This window comes from Staphylococcus sp. GDY8P54P (genome assembly GCF_017892645.1).
GTDB classification, from domain to species: domain Bacteria; phylum Bacillota; class Bacilli; order Staphylococcales; family Staphylococcaceae; genus Staphylococcus; species Staphylococcus ureilyticus.
This window is the reverse complement of sequence record NZ_JAESLN010000029.1, coordinates 103,743-125,910: the sequence shown is the minus strand read 5'-3', so window position 1 is coordinate 125,910 and position 22,168 is coordinate 103,743. Positions and strand designations below refer to the sequence as shown.

26 protein-coding genes are annotated in these 22,168 nt (G+C 32.8%); 16 read left to right on the top strand and 10 right to left on the bottom strand.

Going from position 1 to position 22,168, the window contains the following annotated elements; all coding sequences use genetic code 11:
* The first annotated feature begins 25 nt into the window (after nt 1-25).
* Entirely contained in the window at nt 26-502 is a 477-nt protein-coding gene (locus tag KA883_RS10280) for an SRPBCC domain-containing protein (protein WP_046207241.1), read from the top strand.
* A gap of 151 nt (nt 503-653) precedes the next feature.
* On the opposite strand, the gene KA883_RS10275 is transcribed toward KA883_RS10280, so the two are convergent.
* Nucleotides 654-1,835 carry an MFS transporter gene (locus KA883_RS10275; RefSeq protein ID WP_107525616.1) on the bottom strand — a complete coding sequence of 394 codons (1,182 nt, stop codon included), beginning with the start codon at nt 1,833-1,835 and terminating at the stop codon, nt 654-656.
* A gap of 123 nt (nt 1,836-1,958) precedes the next feature.
* On the opposite strand from KA883_RS10275, the gene KA883_RS10270 reads away from it, so the two are divergent.
* Nucleotides 1,959-2,849 carry a LysR family transcriptional regulator gene (locus KA883_RS10270; protein WP_046207243.1) on the top strand — a complete coding sequence of 297 codons (891 nt, stop codon included), beginning with the start codon at nt 1,959-1,961 and terminating at the stop codon, nt 2,847-2,849.
* A 120-nt stretch (nt 2,850-2,969) separates the two neighbouring features.
* Here the strand turns inward: KA883_RS10270 and fusF are convergent, their stop codons facing one another.
* The gene (gene fusF / locus KA883_RS10265; protein ID WP_046207244.1) at nt 2,970-3,614 is read right to left on the bottom strand and encodes a fusidic acid resistance EF-G-binding protein FusF; all 645 of its coding nucleotides are present in this window, start codon (nt 3,612-3,614) and stop codon (nt 2,970-2,972) included.
* A gap of 408 nt (nt 3,615-4,022) precedes the next feature.
* Here fusF and KA883_RS10260 point away from each other — a divergent pair, with 408 nt between their 5' ends.
* Nucleotides 4,023-4,979: an NAD-dependent epimerase/dehydratase family protein gene (locus KA883_RS10260; RefSeq protein WP_046207245.1), complete on the top strand. Its 957-nt coding sequence runs from the start codon at nt 4,023-4,025 to the stop codon at nt 4,977-4,979.
* 529 nt (nt 4,980-5,508) lie between these two features.
* Complete coding sequence (locus KA883_RS10255) at nt 5,509-6,585, top strand: branched-chain amino acid aminotransferase (protein ID WP_040029928.1); 1,077 nt, start codon at nt 5,509-5,511, stop codon at nt 6,583-6,585.
* A 135-nt stretch (nt 6,586-6,720) separates the two neighbouring features.
* Here the strand turns inward: KA883_RS10255 and KA883_RS10250 are convergent, their stop codons facing one another.
* Nucleotides 6,721-7,236, bottom strand: coding sequence for a cupin domain-containing protein (locus KA883_RS10250; protein ID WP_438873268.1), 516 nt, complete (start codon nt 7,234-7,236; stop codon nt 6,721-6,723).
* A gap of 165 nt (nt 7,237-7,401) precedes the next feature.
* On the opposite strand from KA883_RS10250, the gene KA883_RS10245 reads away from it, so the two are divergent.
* Together KA883_RS10245 and KA883_RS10240 are read left to right on the top strand one after the other, a co-directional pair.
* The gene (locus KA883_RS10245; RefSeq protein ID WP_046207247.1) at nt 7,402-8,088 is read left to right on the top strand and encodes an HAD family hydrolase; all 687 of its coding nucleotides are present in this window, start codon (nt 7,402-7,404) and stop codon (nt 8,086-8,088) included.
* Nucleotides 8,089-8,305: 217 nt separating this feature from the next.
* On the top strand, nt 8,306-8,695 hold the full coding sequence (locus KA883_RS10240) for a hypothetical protein (protein ID WP_046207248.1): 390 nt from the start codon (nt 8,306-8,308) through the stop codon (nt 8,693-8,695).
* Nucleotides 8,696-9,090: 395 nt separating this feature from the next.
* On the opposite strand, the gene KA883_RS10235 is transcribed toward KA883_RS10240, so the two are convergent.
* Nucleotides 9,091-9,753, bottom strand: coding sequence for a deoxynucleoside kinase (locus KA883_RS10235; RefSeq protein ID WP_040029931.1), 663 nt, complete (start codon nt 9,751-9,753; stop codon nt 9,091-9,093).
* Nucleotides 9,746-10,363 carry a deoxynucleoside kinase gene (locus KA883_RS10230; RefSeq protein WP_046207250.1) on the bottom strand — a complete coding sequence of 206 codons (618 nt, stop codon included), beginning with the start codon at nt 10,361-10,363 and terminating at the stop codon, nt 9,746-9,748. The genes KA883_RS10235 and KA883_RS10230 overlap by 8 nt, the downstream gene beginning before the upstream one ends.
* A 64-nt stretch (nt 10,364-10,427) precedes the next feature.
* On the opposite strand from KA883_RS10230, the gene tadA reads away from it, so the two are divergent.
* The 3 genes from tadA (at nt 10,428) to KA883_RS10215 (ending at nt 12,474) form a co-directional block, all read left to right on the top strand.
* On the top strand, nt 10,428-10,937 hold the full coding sequence (gene tadA / locus KA883_RS10225; RefSeq protein ID WP_046207251.1) for a tRNA adenosine(34) deaminase TadA: 510 nt from the start codon (nt 10,428-10,430) through the stop codon (nt 10,935-10,937).
* A 79-nt stretch (nt 10,938-11,016) separates the two neighbouring features.
* On the top strand, nt 11,017-11,889 hold the full coding sequence (locus KA883_RS10220; protein ID WP_046207252.1) for a Cof-type HAD-IIB family hydrolase: 873 nt from the start codon (nt 11,017-11,019) through the stop codon (nt 11,887-11,889).
* 18 nt (nt 11,890-11,907) lie between these two features.
* On the top strand, nt 11,908-12,474 hold the full coding sequence (locus KA883_RS10215; RefSeq protein ID WP_046207253.1) for an NADPH-dependent FMN reductase: 567 nt from the start codon (nt 11,908-11,910) through the stop codon (nt 12,472-12,474).
* A 135-nt stretch (nt 12,475-12,609) separates the two neighbouring features.
* Here KA883_RS10215 and KA883_RS10210 read toward each other — a convergent pair whose 3' ends face one another.
* The 5 genes from KA883_RS10210 to KA883_RS10190 form a co-directional block, all read right to left on the bottom strand.
* Nucleotides 12,610-12,948, bottom strand: a complete 339-nt coding sequence (locus tag KA883_RS10210; RefSeq protein WP_046207254.1) for a transcriptional regulator, SarA/Rot family — start codon at nt 12,946-12,948, stop codon at nt 12,610-12,612.
* A 36-nt stretch (nt 12,949-12,984) separates the two neighbouring features.
* Nucleotides 12,985-13,791 carry a helix-turn-helix transcriptional regulator gene (locus tag KA883_RS10205; RefSeq protein WP_046207255.1) on the bottom strand — a complete coding sequence of 269 codons (807 nt, stop codon included), beginning with the start codon at nt 13,789-13,791 and terminating at the stop codon, nt 12,985-12,987.
* Nucleotides 13,792-14,172: 381 nt separating this feature from the next.
* On the bottom strand, nt 14,173-15,051 hold the full coding sequence (folE2, locus tag KA883_RS10200; protein WP_046207256.1) for a GTP cyclohydrolase FolE2: 879 nt from the start codon (nt 15,049-15,051) through the stop codon (nt 14,173-14,175).
* Between the two features lie 14 nt (nt 15,052-15,065).
* Nucleotides 15,066-15,731, bottom strand: a complete 666-nt coding sequence (gene bshB2 / locus KA883_RS10195; protein ID WP_019468220.1) for a bacillithiol biosynthesis deacetylase BshB2 — start codon at nt 15,729-15,731, stop codon at nt 15,066-15,068.
* 12 nt (nt 15,732-15,743) lie between these two features.
* Nucleotides 15,744-16,103, bottom strand: a complete 360-nt coding sequence (locus tag KA883_RS10190; RefSeq protein ID WP_046207258.1) for a YojF family protein — start codon at nt 16,101-16,103, stop codon at nt 15,744-15,746.
* Between the two features lie 360 nt (nt 16,104-16,463).
* On the opposite strand from KA883_RS10190, the gene KA883_RS10185 reads away from it, so the two are divergent.
* The 7 genes from KA883_RS10185 to KA883_RS10155 all read left to right on the top strand — a co-directional run bounded on the left by KA883_RS10185 (nt 16,464) and on the right by KA883_RS10155 (nt 22,111).
* Nucleotides 16,464-17,192: a glucosamine-6-phosphate deaminase gene (locus KA883_RS10185; protein WP_046207259.1), complete on the top strand. Its 729-nt coding sequence runs from the start codon at nt 16,464-16,466 to the stop codon at nt 17,190-17,192.
* Between the two features lie 115 nt (nt 17,193-17,307).
* Complete coding sequence (gene hxlA / locus KA883_RS10180; RefSeq protein ID WP_046207260.1) at nt 17,308-17,940, top strand: 3-hexulose-6-phosphate synthase; 633 nt, start codon at nt 17,308-17,310, stop codon at nt 17,938-17,940.
* Between the two features lies 1 nt (nt 17,941).
* On the top strand, nt 17,942-18,490 hold the full coding sequence (hxlB, locus tag KA883_RS10175) for a 6-phospho-3-hexuloisomerase (RefSeq protein WP_046207261.1): 549 nt from the start codon (nt 17,942-17,944) through the stop codon (nt 18,488-18,490).
* A gap of 508 nt (nt 18,491-18,998) precedes the next feature.
* Nucleotides 18,999-20,366, top strand: coding sequence for an AMP-binding protein (locus KA883_RS10170; protein ID WP_348634419.1), 1,368 nt, complete (start codon nt 18,999-19,001; stop codon nt 20,364-20,366).
* Nucleotides 20,367-21,509 carry a thiolase family protein gene (locus KA883_RS10165; RefSeq protein ID WP_046207263.1) on the top strand — a complete coding sequence of 381 codons (1,143 nt, stop codon included), beginning with the start codon at nt 20,367-20,369 and terminating at the stop codon, nt 21,507-21,509.
* A complete protein-coding gene (locus tag KA883_RS10160; RefSeq protein ID WP_046207264.1) occupies nt 21,481-21,864 on the top strand; it encodes a hypothetical protein in 384 nt (127 codons plus the stop codon). The genes KA883_RS10165 and KA883_RS10160 overlap by 29 nt, the downstream gene beginning before the upstream one ends.
* Complete coding sequence (locus KA883_RS10155; RefSeq protein ID WP_046207265.1) at nt 21,845-22,111, top strand: hypothetical protein; 267 nt, start codon at nt 21,845-21,847, stop codon at nt 22,109-22,111. Before KA883_RS10160 ends, KA883_RS10155 begins: the two co-directional genes overlap by 20 nt.
* The last annotated feature ends 57 nt before the right edge of the window (nt 22,112-22,168 follow it).

Below are 22,168 nucleotides of genomic sequence, written 5' to 3'. Positions count from 1 at the left end.
TATTCCTATTTTTAGGAGGGAAAAAATGGCAATACAGTATGCTAAAGATAAATCAGGCGTTTATCAAACAATAAATTTGAAAATTAAGAGTGACGTGCATCGTATTTTTGATTATTTAAGTACTACAGAAGGGATACAGCAATGGTTTCCGCAATTGTCATTTCAAGAACGAATAGAAGGCGGGAAAATGTTGTTTCACTTAGACGATAGTGAAGATTTAGAAATGCGTATTACACATTTCGAACCAAATAAAACGATTGGTTTTACATGGGATATTGGAAAAGTGAAATTTGAATTATTTGAACATCAATCATATGTAGAACTCATTTTTTATGAATATTTACCTTTTGAATTTCCACATATTACATTAGATTTTGCTGGTTGGCAATTTCAAACCGAAAGTATCAAAAGGATTGCCGAAACAGGCAAGCCATTATCACAACAGGATTGTGATTTTGATGCGAAAAAAACTGAAATTGAAGCCAGCTTAGCTGTGATTTAAAGTGAAAGGCATTAAAAATGCTTCCAAAACATAAGGCAAGCAAACGACAGTTCATTTTCGTTTGCTTGCCTTATTAATGTGATATAAGTATATGGTAGATGACAAATTTTGTTACATCCACATTTAGATGATTAGATTATAAATGATTATATTAATAATTGTTGTTTTTAGCTGCTTTTTTTCCATGTAATAGGAAATAAAGTACAATTGATAAAATAACGAGCGCAGCCATGGTGATATATAGGTTACGATAACCCATAATTGGAATAATCACACCTAAAATAAATGGTCCTATACCAGCGCCGAAATCTGCAAACATATAGAATGTAGAAGTCGCGAGTCCAATTTTTTTAACTGGAGACTGTTGTATAGCAATGGCTTGTGCGCTTGGAATGATAGTACCATATCCAACGCCAATGAAAATTGCTGAAATAAGCAATAATAAACTTGTGTGTGTTGCGCTTAAAAGTATAAGTCCAAGCATGAAACTAATTAATACTGGATACATCACTTTATTTTCACCGTAATGATCATAAATTTTTCCAGTAAACGGACGTGTAACAAATGTACTCACTGCATATACAATAAAGAAGAAACTAGATGCCGTAGCAAGATTGATTTGTTCTGTATAAACAGTTAAAAATGATAGTACACTAGAATAAGCGATACCAACGAAGATGATTACAACAGATATTGGTAATGCTTCTTTTTGGATATAAGCACTAAGTCCTTTTTCCTTGGAATCATTGTCTGTTGTTGATGGTTCTGCTTTTGGTAACCCTTTGATAAACAATGAGATAACAAAAGCGAAAATAATGACTGCCAAGCTAACGATAAAAATAGATTCAAAACCAAATCTTTGATTTAATATGATACCAGTGAATGGTCCGATTGCTGAAGCGGTCGTTACGCTTAATGCATAATAACCGATACCTTCACCTTTTCGTTTATCTGGAATAATTCTAGATGAAATGGTTCCAGTTGCAGTTGACGATAAACCAAAAGCAATACCATGCAGTAATCTTACGATCATTAATATAAGAAGACTGTTGATTGCAAAATATAAGCCAACTGTAATAATTGAGAAAATAATACCATATATTAATACTTTTTTAGGCTGCAGATTATCGATGATTCTGCCAGAAACTAAGCGTCCAAATAACATACCGATGATAAATATACCAGCTGCTAAACCACCCATACTTTCTGAAGCGTGGTATTTATCAATTGTAAATATAGTGACAGTGACGATTAATGTATAATGGATTAAATACATTAAAAAGTTTGTCATTGTAATGAAGATAAAATCTTTTGACCAGAGTTTATCGTACATATTTAATACCGTCCTTTAATATAAATTTTTTCAACCATCATTTATTATAATAGATAATGTATACTAATGTATAATTAGAATTTTTTAAGTTTACATAAGCTTTACTGATATAAGGAGGATACAATGAATTTTGAACAATTATCGTATGTTAAAAAGATTTATGAGTTAGAATCTATTGTTCACGCTTCGGAAGCAATGCATATTAGCCAATCAGCGATGAGTCAGTCTATTGCTAATTTAGAGTCAGAGTTAGGGTATAAAATTTTTAATCGTTCACGTAAAGGGACATTGCCAACGGAAGTTGGAAAGCGACTTATACCTTTAATTATAGATATTTTAGAAGCTCAGACGAGTTTATTATCGGAAGTAGAGGCATTGCATAGTAATATCAAAGGTTCATTAAAAATAGCGACGATACCAACCTTATTTAATAAAATTGTACCAAAAGCTTTATCAAATTTTAAAAAAGACTATGCGCATATTGACGTAGAAGTATTTGAAAGTGATAGACAAGAAATTATAAAAATGATTGAAAATAATGAGATTGATATCGGACTTATAGGAAAAACTGAAAATGAAACTTTTAGTCATCACATCGTCCCACACTCATTGAATTTATCTACTGACTTTAAATTAATTGTACCTAAAAAATCTAAACTATCATTAAAAAGCATGGTTGAAATGGAATCAATTAAACAATTTCCTTTTGTCTTGTATGATCGCAATTTTTATCATAATAATTTTAAAGCATTTGAAGATGAAAATGGTCCATTAAAAATTGTGTTTAGAACGAATAATCCGAGTGTATTGATTAAAACAGTTTCCGAGGGGTTGGGTGTAAGTATTGTATCGAGTTTGATGCTAGAAGATGACCCGTTCATACTTAATGGTTTGATTGAGATGCTCCCCATTGGCTCACCATTTGATTATTATATTTATTTTACAGCTTTAACAAATCTTGATCGCGTGAACGAACAAACCATTCGTACTTTTATTGAGTATTTGAAAAATTAAAGTCCCACTTCCCAATTTATTGGGTTAGTGGGACTTATGCATGAGCGAAAGCTCAAGTAATTCTTTGTATTTTGAAGTTAAAGTACTAACATAATGATCATACTAGCGGAACTATAAAACTTATGGGTGGATTTTATCGACGAATTGATAAAATTGTGTAATATCCGACAATTGTTGATTACATTTGATACTGTCAAAACAAATATAGTCACCTTTTTTGGTATATTGTCCATCACCAGAAGTACGTGTTTTACGCATAAATAGAGCGACATTAGATTCTTTATTACAAATTGCGCAATAGCCCTTAACGGTTTGGTTAGCAATGTCGCCATAAAAACCTGTTAAAGTTCCTTGCTCGTTATAATAGATGATAAATTTTCTGTTTGAAGCGATATCGTTCCATCCGATATAAGCACTTTCCAATAGAATTTCATCACTAATAAGCGGTGATTTAAGCTTTTTAATTTTACGAAAAGTTTTTTCGACTTGTTTTTTTGAAGGGTGTTCAAAGGGTATAACGTATGTCTGTAAAGTTTCTAATATTTTATCTACTTGTACTTTAGTAATACGTATGTTCATTAATTTTTCAATCGCTTCAGTCAACGTATCATCTGTTTGATGAAACTGCTGATAAATGTCTATTTTAGTTGTTTCTTTTATAGAAGCAATTGTATTTAAGTCATTTACTGATTTATAAGCATTAAGTAAATGTGCGATTCGTTCTTTAATATAGTTAAATTGATATGGATAAATTTGTTTTTCCAATTTTTTTAAATTCCTTTCACATTATAATTCTTAAAAGCAAAAGATGCTTTGTGAAAAGAAATTTTAAACAAAGCATCATACTATAGACAGTAATTGCTTTGTATTAATAATGAAGCATTGTTATGCAACATATCATCATCTCCACATATTGTATTTGTTTGTTTTATATCAAATTACCAAAGAAATGTCAAAATCTATATATTATAAAATTTTCCTATATAGCGAGAAGTCAAAAGCTTAACAATCATTAGCTTACAACGACAGTATCGTAAAATATAATTAGTTGATTCATGTACACGCGTAGTATACAAAAAAGCGCTTTTATAGTATAATATTTGTAAATGATAGATATTTGTACACTACGAAAATACATTACGATTTCTGTAATAAACAAGGGAGTTTTTGATTATGAAAAAGATAATGATTACAGGTGCTTTAGGTCAAATTGGTACTGAGCTCGTAGTAAAATGTAGAGCGTTATATGGCAATGATAATGTACTTGCCACAGATATTAGAGAGCCAGAAACAGGTTCGGCGATTGCTAATGGACCATTTGAAATTTTAGATGTTACAGATAAAAACAGAATGACGGAAATTGTTGAGTCTTTTAAACCAGATACATTTATGCATATGGCGGCATTATTATCTGCAACAGCTGAAAAAAATCCACAATTTGCATGGGATTTAAATATGGGTGGTCTTTTAAATGCTTTAGAAGTAGCTCGAGAATATGACTTACAGTTCTTTACACCAAGTTCAATTGGAGCTTTTGGACCTTCAACACCGAAAGTGAACACACCACAGGTTACGATTCAACGACCAACTTCTATGTATGGCGTTAACAAAGTTGCTGGTGAGCTATTATGCCAATATTACTTTGATAAATTTGGTGTAGATACAAGAAGTGTTAGATTCCCTGGATTAATATCACATATTAAAGAGCCTGGTGGCGGTACAACAGATTATGCAGTAGATATTTATTTTAAAGCAGTTCGTGAAGGTCAGTATACAAGCTATATTGCTAAAGATACATTTATGGATATGATGTATATGGAAGATGCAATTGACGCTATTATCAAGTTAATGGAAGCAGACGGCGTAAAATTAATTAATCGTAACGCCTATAATTTGAGTGCGATGAGCATTGAACCAGAAATGGTCAAAGCGGCAATTCAAGAGCATTACCCAGATTTTAAATTAAATTACGAAGTTGACCCAGACAGACAAGGTATTGCTGACAGTTGGCCAAATAGTATTGATACAAGTTGTGCTAGAGCAGAGTGGGGCTTTAATCCTAAATATGATTTGACTAAAATGACAGAAGTTATGCTTAAAGAAATCTCAAATAAAGATAAAGTAAGATAATTACTTTTGAAATAATCGATGACAAAGCGATTAAGGTATAAACTTTTAAAAAGTAAGAGCGCTAATTCACTTTGGATTAGTGCTTTTTATATTTGAAGTTATATCATCATGTACGTGAATGCTTCTTGTCTGATATATGGTTTAGCCATATAATCTTGCAGTTATGACGTTCCTTGAGTGTCAGTGTTGTACAATACCTTTGCACAGCTTTTAATACTCAAAAAAGCCTTTTTCCTATCGTTCACTACACAATATCAATGAAAATTTTGAACTTAGTTACTAATATTAATAGATTGTGATATATCAATATCGATTTCCGTAGTATCTCAAAAGATGTGAACGTTCATGCTTTAATCAGTGACATCTATGTATTATCTTCTATATGATGTTACACTTGAATCAATTAATTTCATTAGTTTAACCAAAGATGTTGTTATTTTTTAAATTTTTTGAAAATTATTGAATGAAACTATTCTGATTGGTATAATTTAATGTATTAGTTATTAATAGAACATTGGAGGAAACAGTCATGTCAGAAAAAATAAAATTGATACAGCGTGAAAGCCTTAAAGAAAAACCAGATCCAAGTAATTTAGGATTTGGGGAATATTTCACAGATTATATGCTAAGTTTCGATTACGATACTGATCAAGGATGGCATGATTTGAAAATTGTGCCTTATGGACCGATTGAACTTTCTCCAGCGGCCCAAGTATTACATTATGGACAAGCAGTATTCGAAGGATTGAAAGCTTATAAACATGACGGCGAAGTAGATTTATTCCGTCCATCTGAAAATTTTAAACGTATTAACAATTCTTTAGCACGTCTAGATATGCCTCAAGTTGATGAAGATACGTTATTAGAAGGTTTAAAACAATTAGTAGATATCGAACGTGATTGGGTACCAGAAGGAGAAGGCCAATCATTATACATACGACCATATGTATTTGCTACAGAGGGTATTTTAGGTGTACGACCTTCATATTCATATAAATTATTAATTATTTTATCACCTTCAGGTTCTTATTACGGTGGTGACTCTTTAAATCCGACAAAAATTTATGTAGAAGATGAATATGTACGTGCAGTCCGTGGTGGTGTTGGTCATGCAAAAGTAGCTGGTAACTATGCGGCTAGCCTTTTAGCACAAACAAATGCATCAGCACAAGGCTATGACCAAGTACTATGGTTAGATGGTGTAGAGCAGAAATATGTGGAAGAAGTCGGCAGTATGAATATCTTCTTTGTAGAAAATGGAAAAGTGGTAACACCTGCATTAAATGGTAGTATTTTACCAGGTATCACACGAAAAACAGTTATTGAATTAGCGCAAAACTTAGGTTATGAGGTAGAAGAACGTCGTGTATCTATCGATGAATTGATTGAAGCGCATCATAATGGTGAATTGACTGAGGTGTTCGGTACTGGAACAGCAGCGGTGATTTCACCAGTTGGTCAATTAAAATACGGCGATACTGAAATCGTTATTAATAATAATGAAACAGGAGAAGTAACTCAAAATTTATATGATCATTATGTTGGTATTCAAAGTGGTAAGCTTGAGGATCCGAATGGTTGGAGAGTAGTCGTACCAAGATATTAAATTTCTCCCCAAAAGATAACAATAAACAGCACAATAAAAGGAGCAAGTCAGAAATCTCACGTTACTAAAGATTTCAGCGTCTTGCTCCTTCTTTTTTGTTGAAAACTATTAACAGACAGTCTGCGATGGTTTAACTTAATGCCAATATTTAAATAGCGGGCCATCTTTGCCATATATTGGATCTGTGTCAGGTAAACTTGCGTTTTTGATGTTCTCTATATTTTGTGGCCATTCGTCAGGGTTTCCAGTACAAAAATCATAATCTTGACCATTTGGATAAGCACCTATTACTGCAAAATTATGATAACTGTGAACTCGTTTATGACCATAACCAGCTGGTATGATAATGACATCGCCTTGCTGAATATCTACATGAGGCCCCAATTCACCACCTAGTTGTACGATGGCATTTCCTGAAACGACAATTAGGACTTCATGTGTATTGCTATGATAATGATGTACTGGAAATATGCCGCTACGCCAAGCGTTTGACCAATTGTTTTTATTTAAAATATCTAGAGGACTTTCTTCTTGTTTGATTACATTTTTATATAGCAGTACGGCATATTTAGGGTTGTTTGGAATTGAATCATCACTGTCGCAAGAAATGGTTTCGATTTGACCATTAGGGTTAGGTACCAAACTATTCACCTCTTTTATGGTATTACTATAACTCATAACCTAAATATTAGGATTTTAAACGGTGTTCACAGTCAGTATGTTAGTTGAGTTATTTGTTTTAGGAACGATTTTTATATTAAAATTAAGTAGTAAGTTGAGGGATACATATTGTTAAACATAGGAGCTGTTTAAAACATGGAATGGATATTATTTGATAAAGATGGCACAATCATATATTTTGATCGCAGTTGGATGAAAATCGGATTGCAACTCGTTGATGATTTTATGGCAACATATAAGGATGCAATTGACGATATAGATGAAGGTTACGCGTATTTAGGTGTTATAGATGGTGAAATTCAACCAGGTACGATTATGGCTTCAGGCGCATTAGATGAAATGATTGAGGCATTTTGTAAAATTGCAAATCAAGATGTAACAAGTTGGGCTCAACAAAGAAGTCAAGTGCTCGTCGATAATAGGGTGCCAGAAAATGTTTTAGTTGAAGGCATCAGTGAAACATTAGATACGTTAAAGCAAAGAGGTTACAAACTAGGTATTGTGACAAGTGATTCTAAAAGAGGGGTAGAACAATTCTTGGAATACACGCAATTCGACCATTACTTCGATATTGTGATTTCTACTGAAGCGGATGCCGTTGAAAAACCAAATCCTGAAGTGCTAAATCCACTTTTTTATAGATATGATGTAGAACCTGAAAATGTAGCCATTATCGGTGATACTGCGAATGATATCCAAACTGGCATCAATGCTAAATTAGGGTTGAAAGTTGCAGTTTTAACAGGTGTTGGTTTAAAAGAATCATTTACTAAAGCGGATTATATTTTTGAAACTGCAAATAGTGTAGTGGACATATTATAATAATAGGACTAATCCACAAAATATAGGAGCGGGACAGAAATCTAATTTTATTAAATAGATTTCGTCGTTCCACCTTGGCAAGTATGGCTAGAATTGAAAAAACTTGATTTAAAGCGCATTTTCAGTTCAATCACCTACTGTCAATATGGGATTGGGCTGGCACGAATCCATTATGTCTTAGTCTCTATTTGTAAAAAAACGTAAACGAGGTGGTTGAATGATTGATGGAAGATATGCAAATTATCGCGGTGAAACATATAAAGTTGTAGAAATTGTAAGTAATGAAGTATTGTTAGTCACTGAGGATGAACGAGCTACGGAACATGGTTTTGAAGCACAAACGCATCGTCACGCTGCACATACATTATATTATAAACATGTAGCGAGAGATGATGTTGATGAACTTTATGAACTATATCAAGAAGCGAGATATAGTGGTGCTATTTTTGATTTATATCAAGACTTAGAGGGGCAATTATATATAGGTACTGAAGACGAAGATAAAGCAAGTACATTTGGTCTCGACCAAACTGATGAATATTATTATAGTAAGTATGTAGATGAAGACGAGATAGAAAAGATTATTTATCGTAAACATATTGAATAAAGTCCCACTTCCCAACTTGTTGGGTTAGTGGGACTTATGCATGAGCAGAAGCTCAGGTAAACCTTTAAAGCACTTCCCAACTTGTTGGGTTAGTGGGACTTATGCATGAGCGAAAGCTCAAGTAAACCTTTAAAACACTTCCCAACTTGTTGGGGTAGTGGGACTTATGCATGAGCAATGGCTCAGGTAAACCTTTAAAACACTTCCCAACTTGTTGGGTTAGTGGGACTTATGCATGAGCGAAAGCTCAGGTAATGGGTTAACTTGATGGTGCGTGCAGGAAAGAATTGATTTCTTTCAAAAGATATTGTTGTCCTGTGTTTTGTTCTACATTACAAAATCTGTTTTATATGGTACTATTCTTGATTTTGTAAATGTTTTAAGCAACAAACGTATTATCGTTGATCTACATTTCTATAAGTTTCAATAATGTGACGGATTTTATCAATAACAGGATTTAGTGATTCTGGATCTGCATGTAAATCATATTCATTGATGTTCACTCTTACAACTGGACACGCATTGAATTCACTAATCCAATCTTCATATCGTTTGAATAATTTTTTCCAATATTCTGGATCTGTTTCAATTTCCATTTGTCGACCACGTTGTTTGATGCGATCAATCACTTCATCATAATCACATTCTAAATAGATAAGTACATCTGGTTTTGGGAAGTATGGTGTCATGACCATAGCATTAAATAGTTCGGAATATGTGTTGAAGTCTTCTGGACTCATTGTCCCTTGTTCTTCATGCATCTTAGCAAAAATATCAACATCTTCGTATATAGAGCGATCTTGGATAAAGCCGCCGCCATATTCAAACATACGTTTTTGTTCTTTGAAGCGCTCTGCTAAAAAATAAATTTGTAGATGAAAGCTCCAACGTTCAAAATCATGATAAAACTTATCTAGATAAGGGTTATGATCTACATTTTCAAACGATGTTTTAAAATTTAATCTTTGTGCCAATGCTTTCGTTAATGTTGATTTTCCAACGCCGACTGTACCAGCGATTGTTATCACAGCATCTTGAGGGATACCGTATTTATTCATCATCTTTTCCTCCAATCAATGGTTGCACTAAATCTAAAATATAATTATAATCATTTTCTTGCTTCATAAAATCTAAATCAGTCGTATCTATTCGAATGACACTTTCACCATCTGCTTTTAACGAACGATAATAAGCATTGTAATCACGTTTTAAATTAAGTAAGTAGTCGTCTTCAATCTGATGTTCGAAGCTACGATTACGTAACGCGATACGCTTTTTCAATATTTCTAAATCTGCATCTAGAAAGATAATCACATTTGGCATTTCTAAATCTTCAGTTAAAATATCATAAATTCTAGAAAATTTATTGAATTCAGAAGGTGTTAAAGTATTATTTGCAAATATTTTATTTTTATAAATATGGTAATCACTTACAATACCTGTAGAAATTGCTTCAAGATCTTGAAATTGTTTGTAACGATTACATAAAAAGAACATTTCAGTTTGAAAACTCCATTTGGAAATATCTTCATAAAAATCGGATAGAAAAGGATTTTCATTTACGATTTCTTTTTCTTCATAATAATTAAAAGTCTGGCTAAGTTTATGTGCTAATGAAGATTTACCGACGCCAATCGGCCCTTCAACAGCAATAAATTGTTTTTTCATGTTTTTACCGCTCCAATGTTAAAATAGACAATAAATATTGTACCATATGTGAGGTGATAGACACATGTATACTGACCAATTTTATATGAAAATTGCGCTAGAAGAAGCGCGGAAAGCTGGTGCTATTGGAGAAGTACCAATTGGAGCTATTGTCGTGAAAGATAATGAAGTTATTTCACGAGCGCACAATTTACGAGAATCCACTCAAGATCCTACTGCACATGCTGAACATATTGCGATTCAAAAAGCTGCAAAACAGCTTAATAGTTGGAGGTTAGCGTCCTGTAAACTTTATGTTACTTTGGAACCTTGTGTAATGTGTTCAGGTGCAATCGTCATGAGTCGTATTCCTGAAGTAATCTATGGTGCACAAGACTTAAAAGGTGGTTGTGCAGGTAGTTTGATGGATCTGTTGCAAGAATCGCGATTTAACCATCGGGCCAAAGTTACTACAGGTGTATTAGCAGAGGAATGTAGCCATTTATTGAAGACATTTTTTAAAGATATTAGACAAAAAAAGAAAATCATACGAACAGAGGATAATACAAATAGTGAAACATTTGGTAAAATATGAAATGTGTTACAAAATTATGGCAATTTGTAAATGAGTATTCAATCGGTGTTTTGAGATAAAGTAGAAACGAGGTAAATCAATGATAAATTTAATTGCAACAGATATGGATGGTACGTTATTAAACGCTGCACATGAAATATCAGAAGAAAATATCCAAGCTATCAAATATGCACAATCACAAGGCATAACTGTAGTCATTGCTACTGGTCGGGCATTTTATGAAGCAAATGCACCAATCAATCAAACAGACTTAAAAGTGCCATATATTTGTTTGAACGGTGCAGAAGTCAGAGACGAATCATTTAATATTATGAGCACTTCAAATTTAAATAGAGAACTCATAAATCGCATTACGGTAGAATTAAATAAAGAAAACATTTTCTATCAAGTGTATACAAACTTAGGGATCTATACTGAGAATCCATTACGAGACTTAGAGATTTATATTGATATTGCACAACGTGCTGGTCAAGAAGCAGATGTAGAAAAAATTAAAAGTGGCATTCAAAAACGTATAGATAACGGTACATTAAAAGTAGTTGAGAATTATGACAAAATTCAAGATACACCTGGTGAAATTGTGATGAAAATATTAGCTTTTGATAGTGATTTAGAAAAAATTGATCGAGTAAGTGAAACATTAGCAAAATCAGAAAGTTTGGCAATTTCTTCTTCATCACGCGGAAATATAGAAATTACGCATTCAGATGCACAAAAAGGTATTGCTTTAAACACGATTGCAGAGCGTCTAAATATTGATATGGAAAATGTTATGGCAATCGGTGATAATATGAATGATGTTTCAATGTTGGAACGCGTCGGTTATTCAGTTGCAATGGAGAATGCAGCTCCAGAAGTTAAAGCAATCGCAAAATATGAAACTGACTCTAATGAACAAAGTGGTGTTGGTAAAGCGATAATGAAACTACTTAGAGAAAATAACAAATCATAGCATGAGGTGAAAGGATAAATGAAAGGATTAATCATAATAGGGAGTGCTAAAATGGGCTCGCATACAAATGCTTTAGCTCATTATTTAAAAGGTCATTTTGAAGACCAATATTTTGAGGTTGAGATCTTTGATCTAGCGGAACACCCAATTCATCAACTGGATGTCTCTGGCGTTTCTTCACCAAGTGAAGTGTATAAAAATAATTTAACATTATTACAAACGAAAGCGCGAAATGCAGATTTCTTTATATTAGGAACACCAAACTACCATGGGTCATATTCTGGTATTTTAAAAAATGCATTGGATCATTTAACAATGGATGATTTTAAAATGAAACCAGTTGGATTAATCGGTAACAGTGGTGGAATTGTAAGCTCTGAACCATTGTCTCATTTACGTTTGATAGTACGTTCATTACTCGGAATCGCAGTACCAACGCAGATTGCGACGCATGATACAGACTATAATAAATTAGATGATGGCACGTATTACTTGGATAACGAGGAGTTTCAATTACGTTCAAGACTATTTGTGGATCAAATTATTTCATTTGTGAAAAATAGTCCGTATGAACACTTGAAATAATGTGAAGTCATTTTTGAATAGGGGTTACGATGCAAGTTGTATCTCACTATGTACATAATCTAAAGGGTTTTGGAGCGCATATGAAATCAAACATTACTTTGATTTCATATGCGCTCTTATGTTGCTGAGGTTTAATTAGGCAGTACTGTGAAGTATTGAATTAACTATTAAATGATACTGTTCAATCAGCTGTTTAATTTCTTCTAACTTGATATCATGCAAATAAATACATCTTTCATCAGATTGATCTCGAGATTTTTTTAAAAGGTTAAGTTCGATAAAATGGTTGATTTGTGAAGAAACAGGTGAATTTTGGACTTGTAATAACTTTTTTAATTCAATGGCATTTATTTTATTCTTATTAAGATAGAGCAATTTATCCAAAATGATTACCTCAGAAATCGTAAGATTCAAATTTTGTTTCACTACTTTATTAATCAATCCTCTTTTTTCTTCATAAATAATTGTATTCATATTGTCACCACACTTTTAATATTTTGCTTTTATGCGTTAAATTGAAATTGTTGATAGAAATAGAATTTTAAATGTTGAATTACTGACTAGTTTCTTATGGTATTTAAAATCAGAAGGTTGGCAACCAATAATATTATTGAACAGATAACAATATTCATTTTGACTACGAAAATCATAGCGTTGTTGAACAATGTTTAAATGATCACCATTAAGCAAATCACATATGGAAGCATGAATTTTAGATGACGTAATATATTGAGATAACTTACAGTTCATCAATGTTGAAAATTCTCTTGATAAAAAGCTATTATTTACAAAAAAATAATTAGCAATTTCTTTGCAGGTAATTTTAGTCGTTAAATGCGTATTAACATATTGTACGACATCTTTAATTAAAGATGTTTTATAACTGCATTGTAATTCAGAACTTTGAAAATTTTGATGCTCAGAATATTTTATACTTTTAATTAAATCTTTAATGGCATTGTTCGGATTGGTTATAGATTGATGTTGAATCGTATCAATTATATCTAATAATTTGAGGCGTATCTCTTTTTTTAACGATATATGTTTAAACGTGTTAAAATTTAGTTGCTGGAAGTATTGATAATAGTAAAAATTATTTAGTGAAAGACAGATTAAACTACCGTTAAAAGAGATTTGTTTAATGGATTCATAGTCGTGGATATGAAATATGTCACCTACTTTAAAATGATGGAAAGTAGTGTTTTTCAAAGCCACAAATTCTCCTTCTGTTACTAAAAAAATATGTAGAAAATGAGGTCTGCTTAATTGGCTTATAGAGCCATACTGCGCATGTTTTATTTTAAAAGTATCATCCATTTTATTGGTTTCACCACTTACATCAAAATAAAAATTAATTATAAACTACTACTGTAATTATTTTAATATGAAAATTGTATATAGAACATTAATAAAATTTAACAGTTAATATACATTATTTTATAATTAGTTGTAGATGGATATATTTAGTGGTGGTATTTTTAAATGAACCATTAAAATTTTACTATTACAAATTTAACTAATGAATTTGGAGAAAAATAACATTATTTAGTAAGGATGGAAAGTTTAATTGTTGAGAGAATGTTTTGAAATTAAAATAAAAATTGAATAAAAAATAATAGGCTACTAAACTTCTATATCATTTAGAAATTAAGTAGCCTATTTTTGATGATTTGCTGTGTTAATTTATAGTTATAATTACTATTTTCTATATTTTATTTTTGCAAAAGCGTCATGTTGGTGAATAGATTCTTCGTTTCTACACTCAATATCAAAGCCCTCAATCCAATCAAAATCGACTAAATCTGCTGCGATAAGGCGAATTAAATCTTCAACAAATCTCGGATTTTCATAAGCGCGTTCTGTGACACTTTTTTCATCTGGTCGTTTTAATATAGGGTAAAGTATAGAACTTGCGTTGGCTTCCATTGCATCTAAAATTTTTTCTTTGTAGTCATCTGTTAAAATAGTTTCGTTATTCAAAATTGCTTTAACGGTAATGATACCGCGTTGGTTATGCGCCGAGTACTCACTGATTTCTTTTGAACAAGGGCACAATGTTGTAACTGCAGCTTGTAGTGTAATTTCTTTTCTTGTAATATTTTCTTTGTTTATCGCCATACCGTATGTCACATCTGCATGGCCTACAGCTTTGATATTCGTGATTGGACTGTAGCGATCAAAGAACCATTTAGCTGAAACATCAACGCCAGCAGCATTTTGTTCCATGCGTTCTTGTAAGCTACGCAAAAGACGATACAAAGAATCGAAATCTAATTCAATGCCGTTGTCATAGTGTTTTTCAACACTTTCTAGAATACGGCTCATATTTATACCTTTTTCATCTTGATTAAGGCTTGTTGAGAAACTGAAGTTTCCAGCTGTTTGAAAACGGTCAACTAATACAGGATATACAAGATTTTTAATACCTACTTCTTCAATTTCAAATAAGTAGTTTTTGTTCGTACTTTGCAAATCTTTCATTTCTTCTTTAACGGTTGGTTTTGTACCTTCGATTGGATCAACTGAACCAAAATGTTTCCATCGACCTTCTCGAGTTGATAAATCAAATTCTGTCATGATATTGCCTCCACTTAAGATTCAAAGTTATAAGTCCAATAAGGTTCAACTTCTAAAAAGCTTTGCGCTTCTCCAGAAACATCAGGTGTAGCAAGTTGTTTTAAGAATGGTCCTGTTTGAGATGCGTGTGCTTCAAACGCGCGAAGTTTTACCTCTTTATAATCACTGATCTCATTTAGAATGTCAGGTTCACCCAATTTTTCAGGCGCATCATTACTAAATGCAACAAGTTGTAGACGGGGTCTTTCTGATGGCTTCATGCGTCCCACAGTTCTCACGACTGCTTCTGCTGTAGCTTCATGGTCTGGGTGCACTGCAAATTGAGGGTAGAACGATATGATGACGGATGGATTTAATTCATCAATTAATGACTGTACCATCTCATCCATTTCGTCGTGAGGTTCAAATTCTACAGTTTTATCACGTAAGCCCATTTTGCGTAAATCAGTTATACCGATGGCAGCCATCGCAGCTTCTAATTCTTTTTCACGAATGTCAGGTAAAGATTCACGAGTGGCAAATGGTGGGTTACCTAAATTACGTCCCATTTGACCTAATGTTAAACAAGCGTATGTGACTGGTACACCGTTATCTATATAACGTGCCAATGTCCCTGCAGATGAGAATGATTCATCATCTGGATGTGGAAAAATAACTAATACATGGCTTTCCTCTGTCATGATTCATCCTCCTTATGATTTAAATGGTTGAGTGCTTATTTCTAAAGCAGCAGCTAGTTGACCTTCATAGTTAAAGCCAGCTAATAGAAATTCACCTTGCTCATTTATTTCGTAATGTGTTAAACCTTGAACGTAGACCCAACCGCCATCTTTTAGTTTTAAACCTACACGATATGGGTCTTTATTACCACCTTTAAGCTGTGCATGCTCAAAAGTGATTTGAATATTTCTTAAAAAAGTGCCCGCGTTAAATACACGTTGATCAAAATGTGCAGCATATGCACCATTCGTCGTCTCTACATGTAAATACACGGGTTTATCTTCATATGAAGAAAGTAATGTTTGTACTTTTTCATCTATTATTGATTCCAAACTTTTTGCCTCCTTGATTCCAAACCCCTATACTTTTATGCAATAAATTGTACGATACAAGTGTTAATAAAAATAATCAGTCTAATCTTTAGTGTAAACTGACTTTGAAACATTTTCTACCTGAAAAATGAATTTCAACTTAGATTTATACATAAAATTTTGATTATCTATTCATTTTACTAAAAACAGCGATGAAAATGTATTAGTCTGCTCATTATACTTTTAGTCATTTTAAACAATCATTACAACTTATCAAATATCGATTTTCTGTAAAAACGATTAAAAGCACGTATAATAGAAGTGTATTCACATTTTGTTTATAGCTAATGACAAATTCAATATATTTGGGAGGGCAATAACATGAAAATCACAAATTTAGGGTCTAGTGCATATGCTTCATTTTATGTTGCATGTGAATTGTTTAAACAAATGAGTCAACAACCACATAGTAAATTAGGATTAGCTACAGGTGGGACAATGGTAGAAGTTTACGAATTTCTAGTTAGTTTACTGCAAAAGAATCAATTAGATGTATCTGGAATAGAAACATTTAATCTAGATGAATATGTCGGTTTATCTGCGACGCATGAACAAAGTTATCATCGTTATATGAATGATATTTTATTTAATCGTTATCCACATTTTACGAAATCTTTGATACACATTCCTGATGGAGCTGCAGAAAACTTAATGGAAGAAACGAAGCGATATGAAGATTTAATCAATCAAAAAGGACCAATGGATATACAAATATTAGGTATTGGTGAAAATGGTCATATCGGTTTTAATGAACCAGGGACTGATATGAATAGTACCACTCAAGTTGTGGATTTAACTGATAGTACAATCAATGCAAATAGTCGTTATTTTGATAATGAAAGTGAAGTACCTAAACAAGCTGTGTCCATGGGTTTAGCTTCAATTTTAAAAGCGAAAAGAATCATTTTGTTAGCATTTGGAGAGAAAAAAAGAGAAGCAATTGAACAATTAGCTAAGCATGAAGTCAATAAACAGGTTCCAGCTACGATTCTGCTTGCACATCCTGATGTTGAAATTTACGTTGATGACGCTGCAGCACCTCGCTTATAATCTCTCAGTTTAAATTATGACTTTAAGGGTAAAGCATTTATGCGTAAGTTTTTAAATAAAGTAAGTTAGGTCATGATTTCCATGCCTATCATTAAATCAAGAAGGGATGATCATTTTGGAATTACAACTAGCAATTGATTTATTAAATAAAGAGGAAGCGGCAGAACTTGCAAATAAAGTTAAAGATTATGTTGATATTGTAGAAATTGGTACACCTATTGTGATTAATGAAGGTTTACCGGCTGTTCAACATTTAGATAATAATATCGATGGTGTGAAAGTACTTGCAGATTTAAAAATTATGGATGCGGCAGATTATGAGGTAAGCCAAGCTGTTAAGTATGGTGCAGATGTAGTTACAATCCTAGGTGTTGCAGAAGATGCATCTATTAAAGCTGCGGTAGACGAAGCACATAAAAATAATAAAGAATTACTTGTAGATATGATTGCAGTACAAGATTTACAAAAACGTGCGAAAGAATTAGACGAATTAGGTGCGGATTATATCGCTGTGCATACTGGTTATGATTTACAAGCAGAAGGTGAATCACCATTAGAAAGCTTAAGACAAGTTAAATCAGTGATTAATCAATCTAAAGTTGCTGTAATTGGTGGTATTAAACCAGATACAATTAAAGAAGTGGTAGCTGAGGACCCAGATTTAGTTGTAGTTGGTGGCGGCATTGCTAACGCAGATGACCCAGTTGAAGCAGCAAAACAATGTAGAGATGCGATTGAAGGTAGATAAGATGAGTGAAATTACAAATTATCGTTTGATTTTAGACGAGTTAGATCATACGTTATCTCATGTTAGAGATAGTGAAACACAAGCTTTTTTATCGCAAGTGACTAAAGCAAAACATGTATTTGTAGCAGGTAAAGGGCGTTCTGGATTTGTAGCAAATAGTTTTGCTATGCGTTTAAATCAACTTGGGAAATTTGCTTATGTTGTTGGAGAATCAACTACACCTTCAATTACTGAAAATGATTTATTTATTGTCATTTCAGGTTCAGGTTCAACGGAACACTTGAGATTATTAGTTGAAAAAGCAAAATCTGTTGATGCAGAAGTTGTGTTATTATCTACGAATCCAAATTCGGCAATTGGCGCATTGGCCAACACTGTTATAGAACTTCCTGCAGGTACAAAATATGATGCAGAAGGATCTGCACAACCCTTAGGTAGTTTGTTTGAACAAGCAGCGCAAGTCTTTTTAGATAGTTTAGTACTAGATTTAATGAACGAACTTAATGTCGATGAGGAAACGATGCAAAGTAATCATGCTAATTTAGAGTAGTGTATTAGAATAAAACGTTTTTTCTATGAGGACGTGAACGATGAATCTCATCCTCATAGAAAAGAGCTAATCTCAAACGATTAGCTCTTTTTTTATGAGAAATTTTACAAATTAATTTTGGCCTGCGATGTTTTCTTGATAATATGATTCACATAATCCAAGGGCAAAACTATTAAAAATTTTCAATCATTTCCAGGGGAACAACAGTCAACATGGTACAAGATGCTTTGGTTAATCAATATTAATTCCAACGATAGTGTTAATGGAAATAGAAATATTTTTTAATCATTTACTTAATAAAAGATTTAGAAATATAGCTTTATATGCTTAAAATTGGGATAATTCACCACGAATTGTGCCATTTTTTGTATTTTAAGGAAACAAGATTCAAAATGACTCAATTTGAATTAAAAATTTGGGAATTTTATGGCATTGGACACCAAATGTTTTCATTATATTATTCTATGCCCTGAATGTTAATATATTTTGTATAAAAGTTAACAAAGGGGTGTTGCATTTGGAAATTTTAGAAAAAATAGAAAATCACGCTAAGAAACAACCGCATCAAGTTGCTTTGCGCTTTGATGAACAAGCATTAACATATGATGAATTAATTAAAGAATTAAATAACAAAAGTGACTTATTTTCTAATATACCTAAACATAGCATTGTAGGATTGGTCACACGACATCCGCAGAAGGCAATGATTATTTATTTAGCATTGTTAAAAAGTGAGTGTGTACCATGTATTTTTGATGATAGATGGTCGAGCGTGCAAACCTTCAATTTAGTCGAAAAATACGGTGTTCAATATCTTATGGAAGAAGAGGATTTAAGTATACATAATGTGACCCAAAAAGATAATTTCAAGGACGATGACGATTTGTTACATATCGCTTTTACATCTGGAACGACAGGCTTACCTAAAGCATATTATAGGGGAGCGTTATCTTGGATTAAGTCTTTTTCCAAAAATGATCAATTATTTGACAGAATGATAAATACAGTTGTTGCTCCGGGTCCGTTGTCGCATTCTTTATCGTTATATGCATGTATTTATGCATTATATACAGGTAGAACATTTATTGGACAGCGATATTTTGAAGCCAAGCGTTTAATGCAGACAATCCAACACCAAAAAGTAAACACAGCGTGTTTTATGGTGCCAACAATGATACAAGCTTGCGTTGCAACTCAAATTTTAATAGAAGGAAAACATTATATTTTAAGTACTGGGGATAAACTTGGCTTACATATTCGTCAACGTATTCAACAATGTTTCCCTAAAAGTGATCTAATTGAGTTCTTTGGGACATCAGAAGCTAGCTTTATTAGTTATAACTTCAATAATAGTGCACCACCAGAATCTGTTGGCAAATTGTTTCACAACGTGCACGTGAATATTGAACAGCCTGACGTATCAGGTATAGGCCTACTAAAGATAAGAAGTGATATGTCATTTGGTGGTTATGTTGATGAAGATGTCAGCGATGATAGTTGGATTGAAACAGGAGATTTTGCATCATGTGACGCGCATGCACATTTATTTTTACATGGTAGAAAGCATGATCGTATGATTATTGGTGGACGTAATGTTTATCCGTTTGAAATTGAACAGCATGCAAAATCCATTAATTTATTCAAAGAAGTAGTTGTTATCAGTGAAAAACATTCTATATTTGGAGAAATTGCCGTATTACTATATACCGGTGATCATACAGTTCGTTATAACGATTTTAGAAAAATTATGAAACATCATGTAGCGCGTTACCAAATACCATCGAAACTAGTTAAAGTAAAGCGAATGGTCTATACCTCAAGTGGAAAGATTGCGCGCGAACGTATGAAACAATGCTATTTAAAAGGAGAATTATAAATGAATGAAGCGGTAATTATAGCAGCGAAACGTACAGCATTTGGGAAGTATGGTGGGAAATTGAGACATTTAGAACCTGAATTATTATTACAGCCACTATTCAATTATTTGAAAAATAACTTCCCTGCAATTGTTAATAATATAGATGACGTGATTTTAGGTAATGTTATCGGAAATGGAGGTAATATTGCGCGAAAGGCACTTTTAGAAGCTGGATTAAATCAACAAGTGCCAGGTGTGACGGTTGATCGCCAATGTGGTTCGGGATTAGAGGCTGTAAATCAAGCCTGTCGCATGATACAAGCAGGTGCAGGATCAATATACATTGCAGGTGGCGTGGAAAGTACAAGCAGAGCACCCTGGAAGATTAAGCGGCCACAATCTGTATATGACACACATTTACCAGAATTTTATGAAAGAGCATCATTTGCACCTCAAGGCCAAGATCCATCTATGATACAAGCAGCTGAAAATGTTGCAGAAAGATATGGTATATCAAGATTTGAACAAGATGAATTCGCATGGCACAGTCATCAAAAAACGCTTGATGCATATAACCATCGTAAGATTACTCAAGAGATAACGCCACTGATGATTAAAGGAGAAACATTTCAACAAGATGAAAGTATTAAACCTAAATTAACGCAACAAACGCTAAATCGATTAAAGCCATTATTACCAAACGGGAGCATTACTGCTGGCAATTGTTGTATGAAAAATGACGGTGCCGTACTACTACTTGTCATGGAAAAAACACTTGCTAAAGCATATGGCATACACAGTGGATTATCATTCATTGACCAAGTAACTATAGGTGTAGACCCAAATATACTTGGTATTGGTCCTGTGCCTGCTATAGAAAAACTATTAGCAAAACAGCAATTGTCTTTAAATGATATCGATGCTATAGAATTAAATGAAGCTTTTGCATCACAAGTGTTAGCAAGCCAACAAGCTTTAAACGTACCAGCTGAAAAATTAAATATTTATGGTGGCGCGATAGCTACTGGACATCCTTATGGCGCAAGTGGTGCTGCACTTGTTACACGGCTATTCTATATGGAACATAAACATAGGACAATTGCAACTATGGGTATTGGAGGAGGTATGGGCAATGCCACATTATTTGAAAGATGGTCATGAACAACGAGAAATGATATTCCCAAAAAAAGATGTAGAAGCTTATAATCAATTGTTTGCACAAACGAATAGCGTTGATGTTTCACCACTTTATTGTGCAAGCCTGTGGCCCGAATTTGAATTGTTCAAACCGTTTATTTCTAGTAAGTTACTATTAAAATCAACAGAAATTGAACAATATCATCCCTTAGCAATTGATGTCATATATCAAGTGCAATTAACATTAATCGAACAAAAAAGGATTCGTCAATTTATCAAATATAGCTTTGAAATGAAAATAAATAAAAATCTGACTAAATGTATATATATTAAGCAAACGTTTTTAGAGAAGGTGAAAAATGATACAGATATTACCTAACGATGTAGAACGATATTTGAGACTTGTCAAAGATGAGAATCCTTTGCATCAACATATTGTACCAGGACAAATGATTGTGCAAATTGCATTGATATACAATGAATTGAATTGGAAAAATTATAAAATTAATTATGTTGAACCAGTTGATACATATGAATTTCTTCAGTTTGATTTTGAAAGCAATAATAAATTAATTGTGAAAAATAATTGTGATAAAGTTAAAGTTACTATTTTGAAAAATAAATAAGTAATCATTGAAAATTGCCCTTAACTAGATAACAAACTTAAAAATAAAATAAATTTT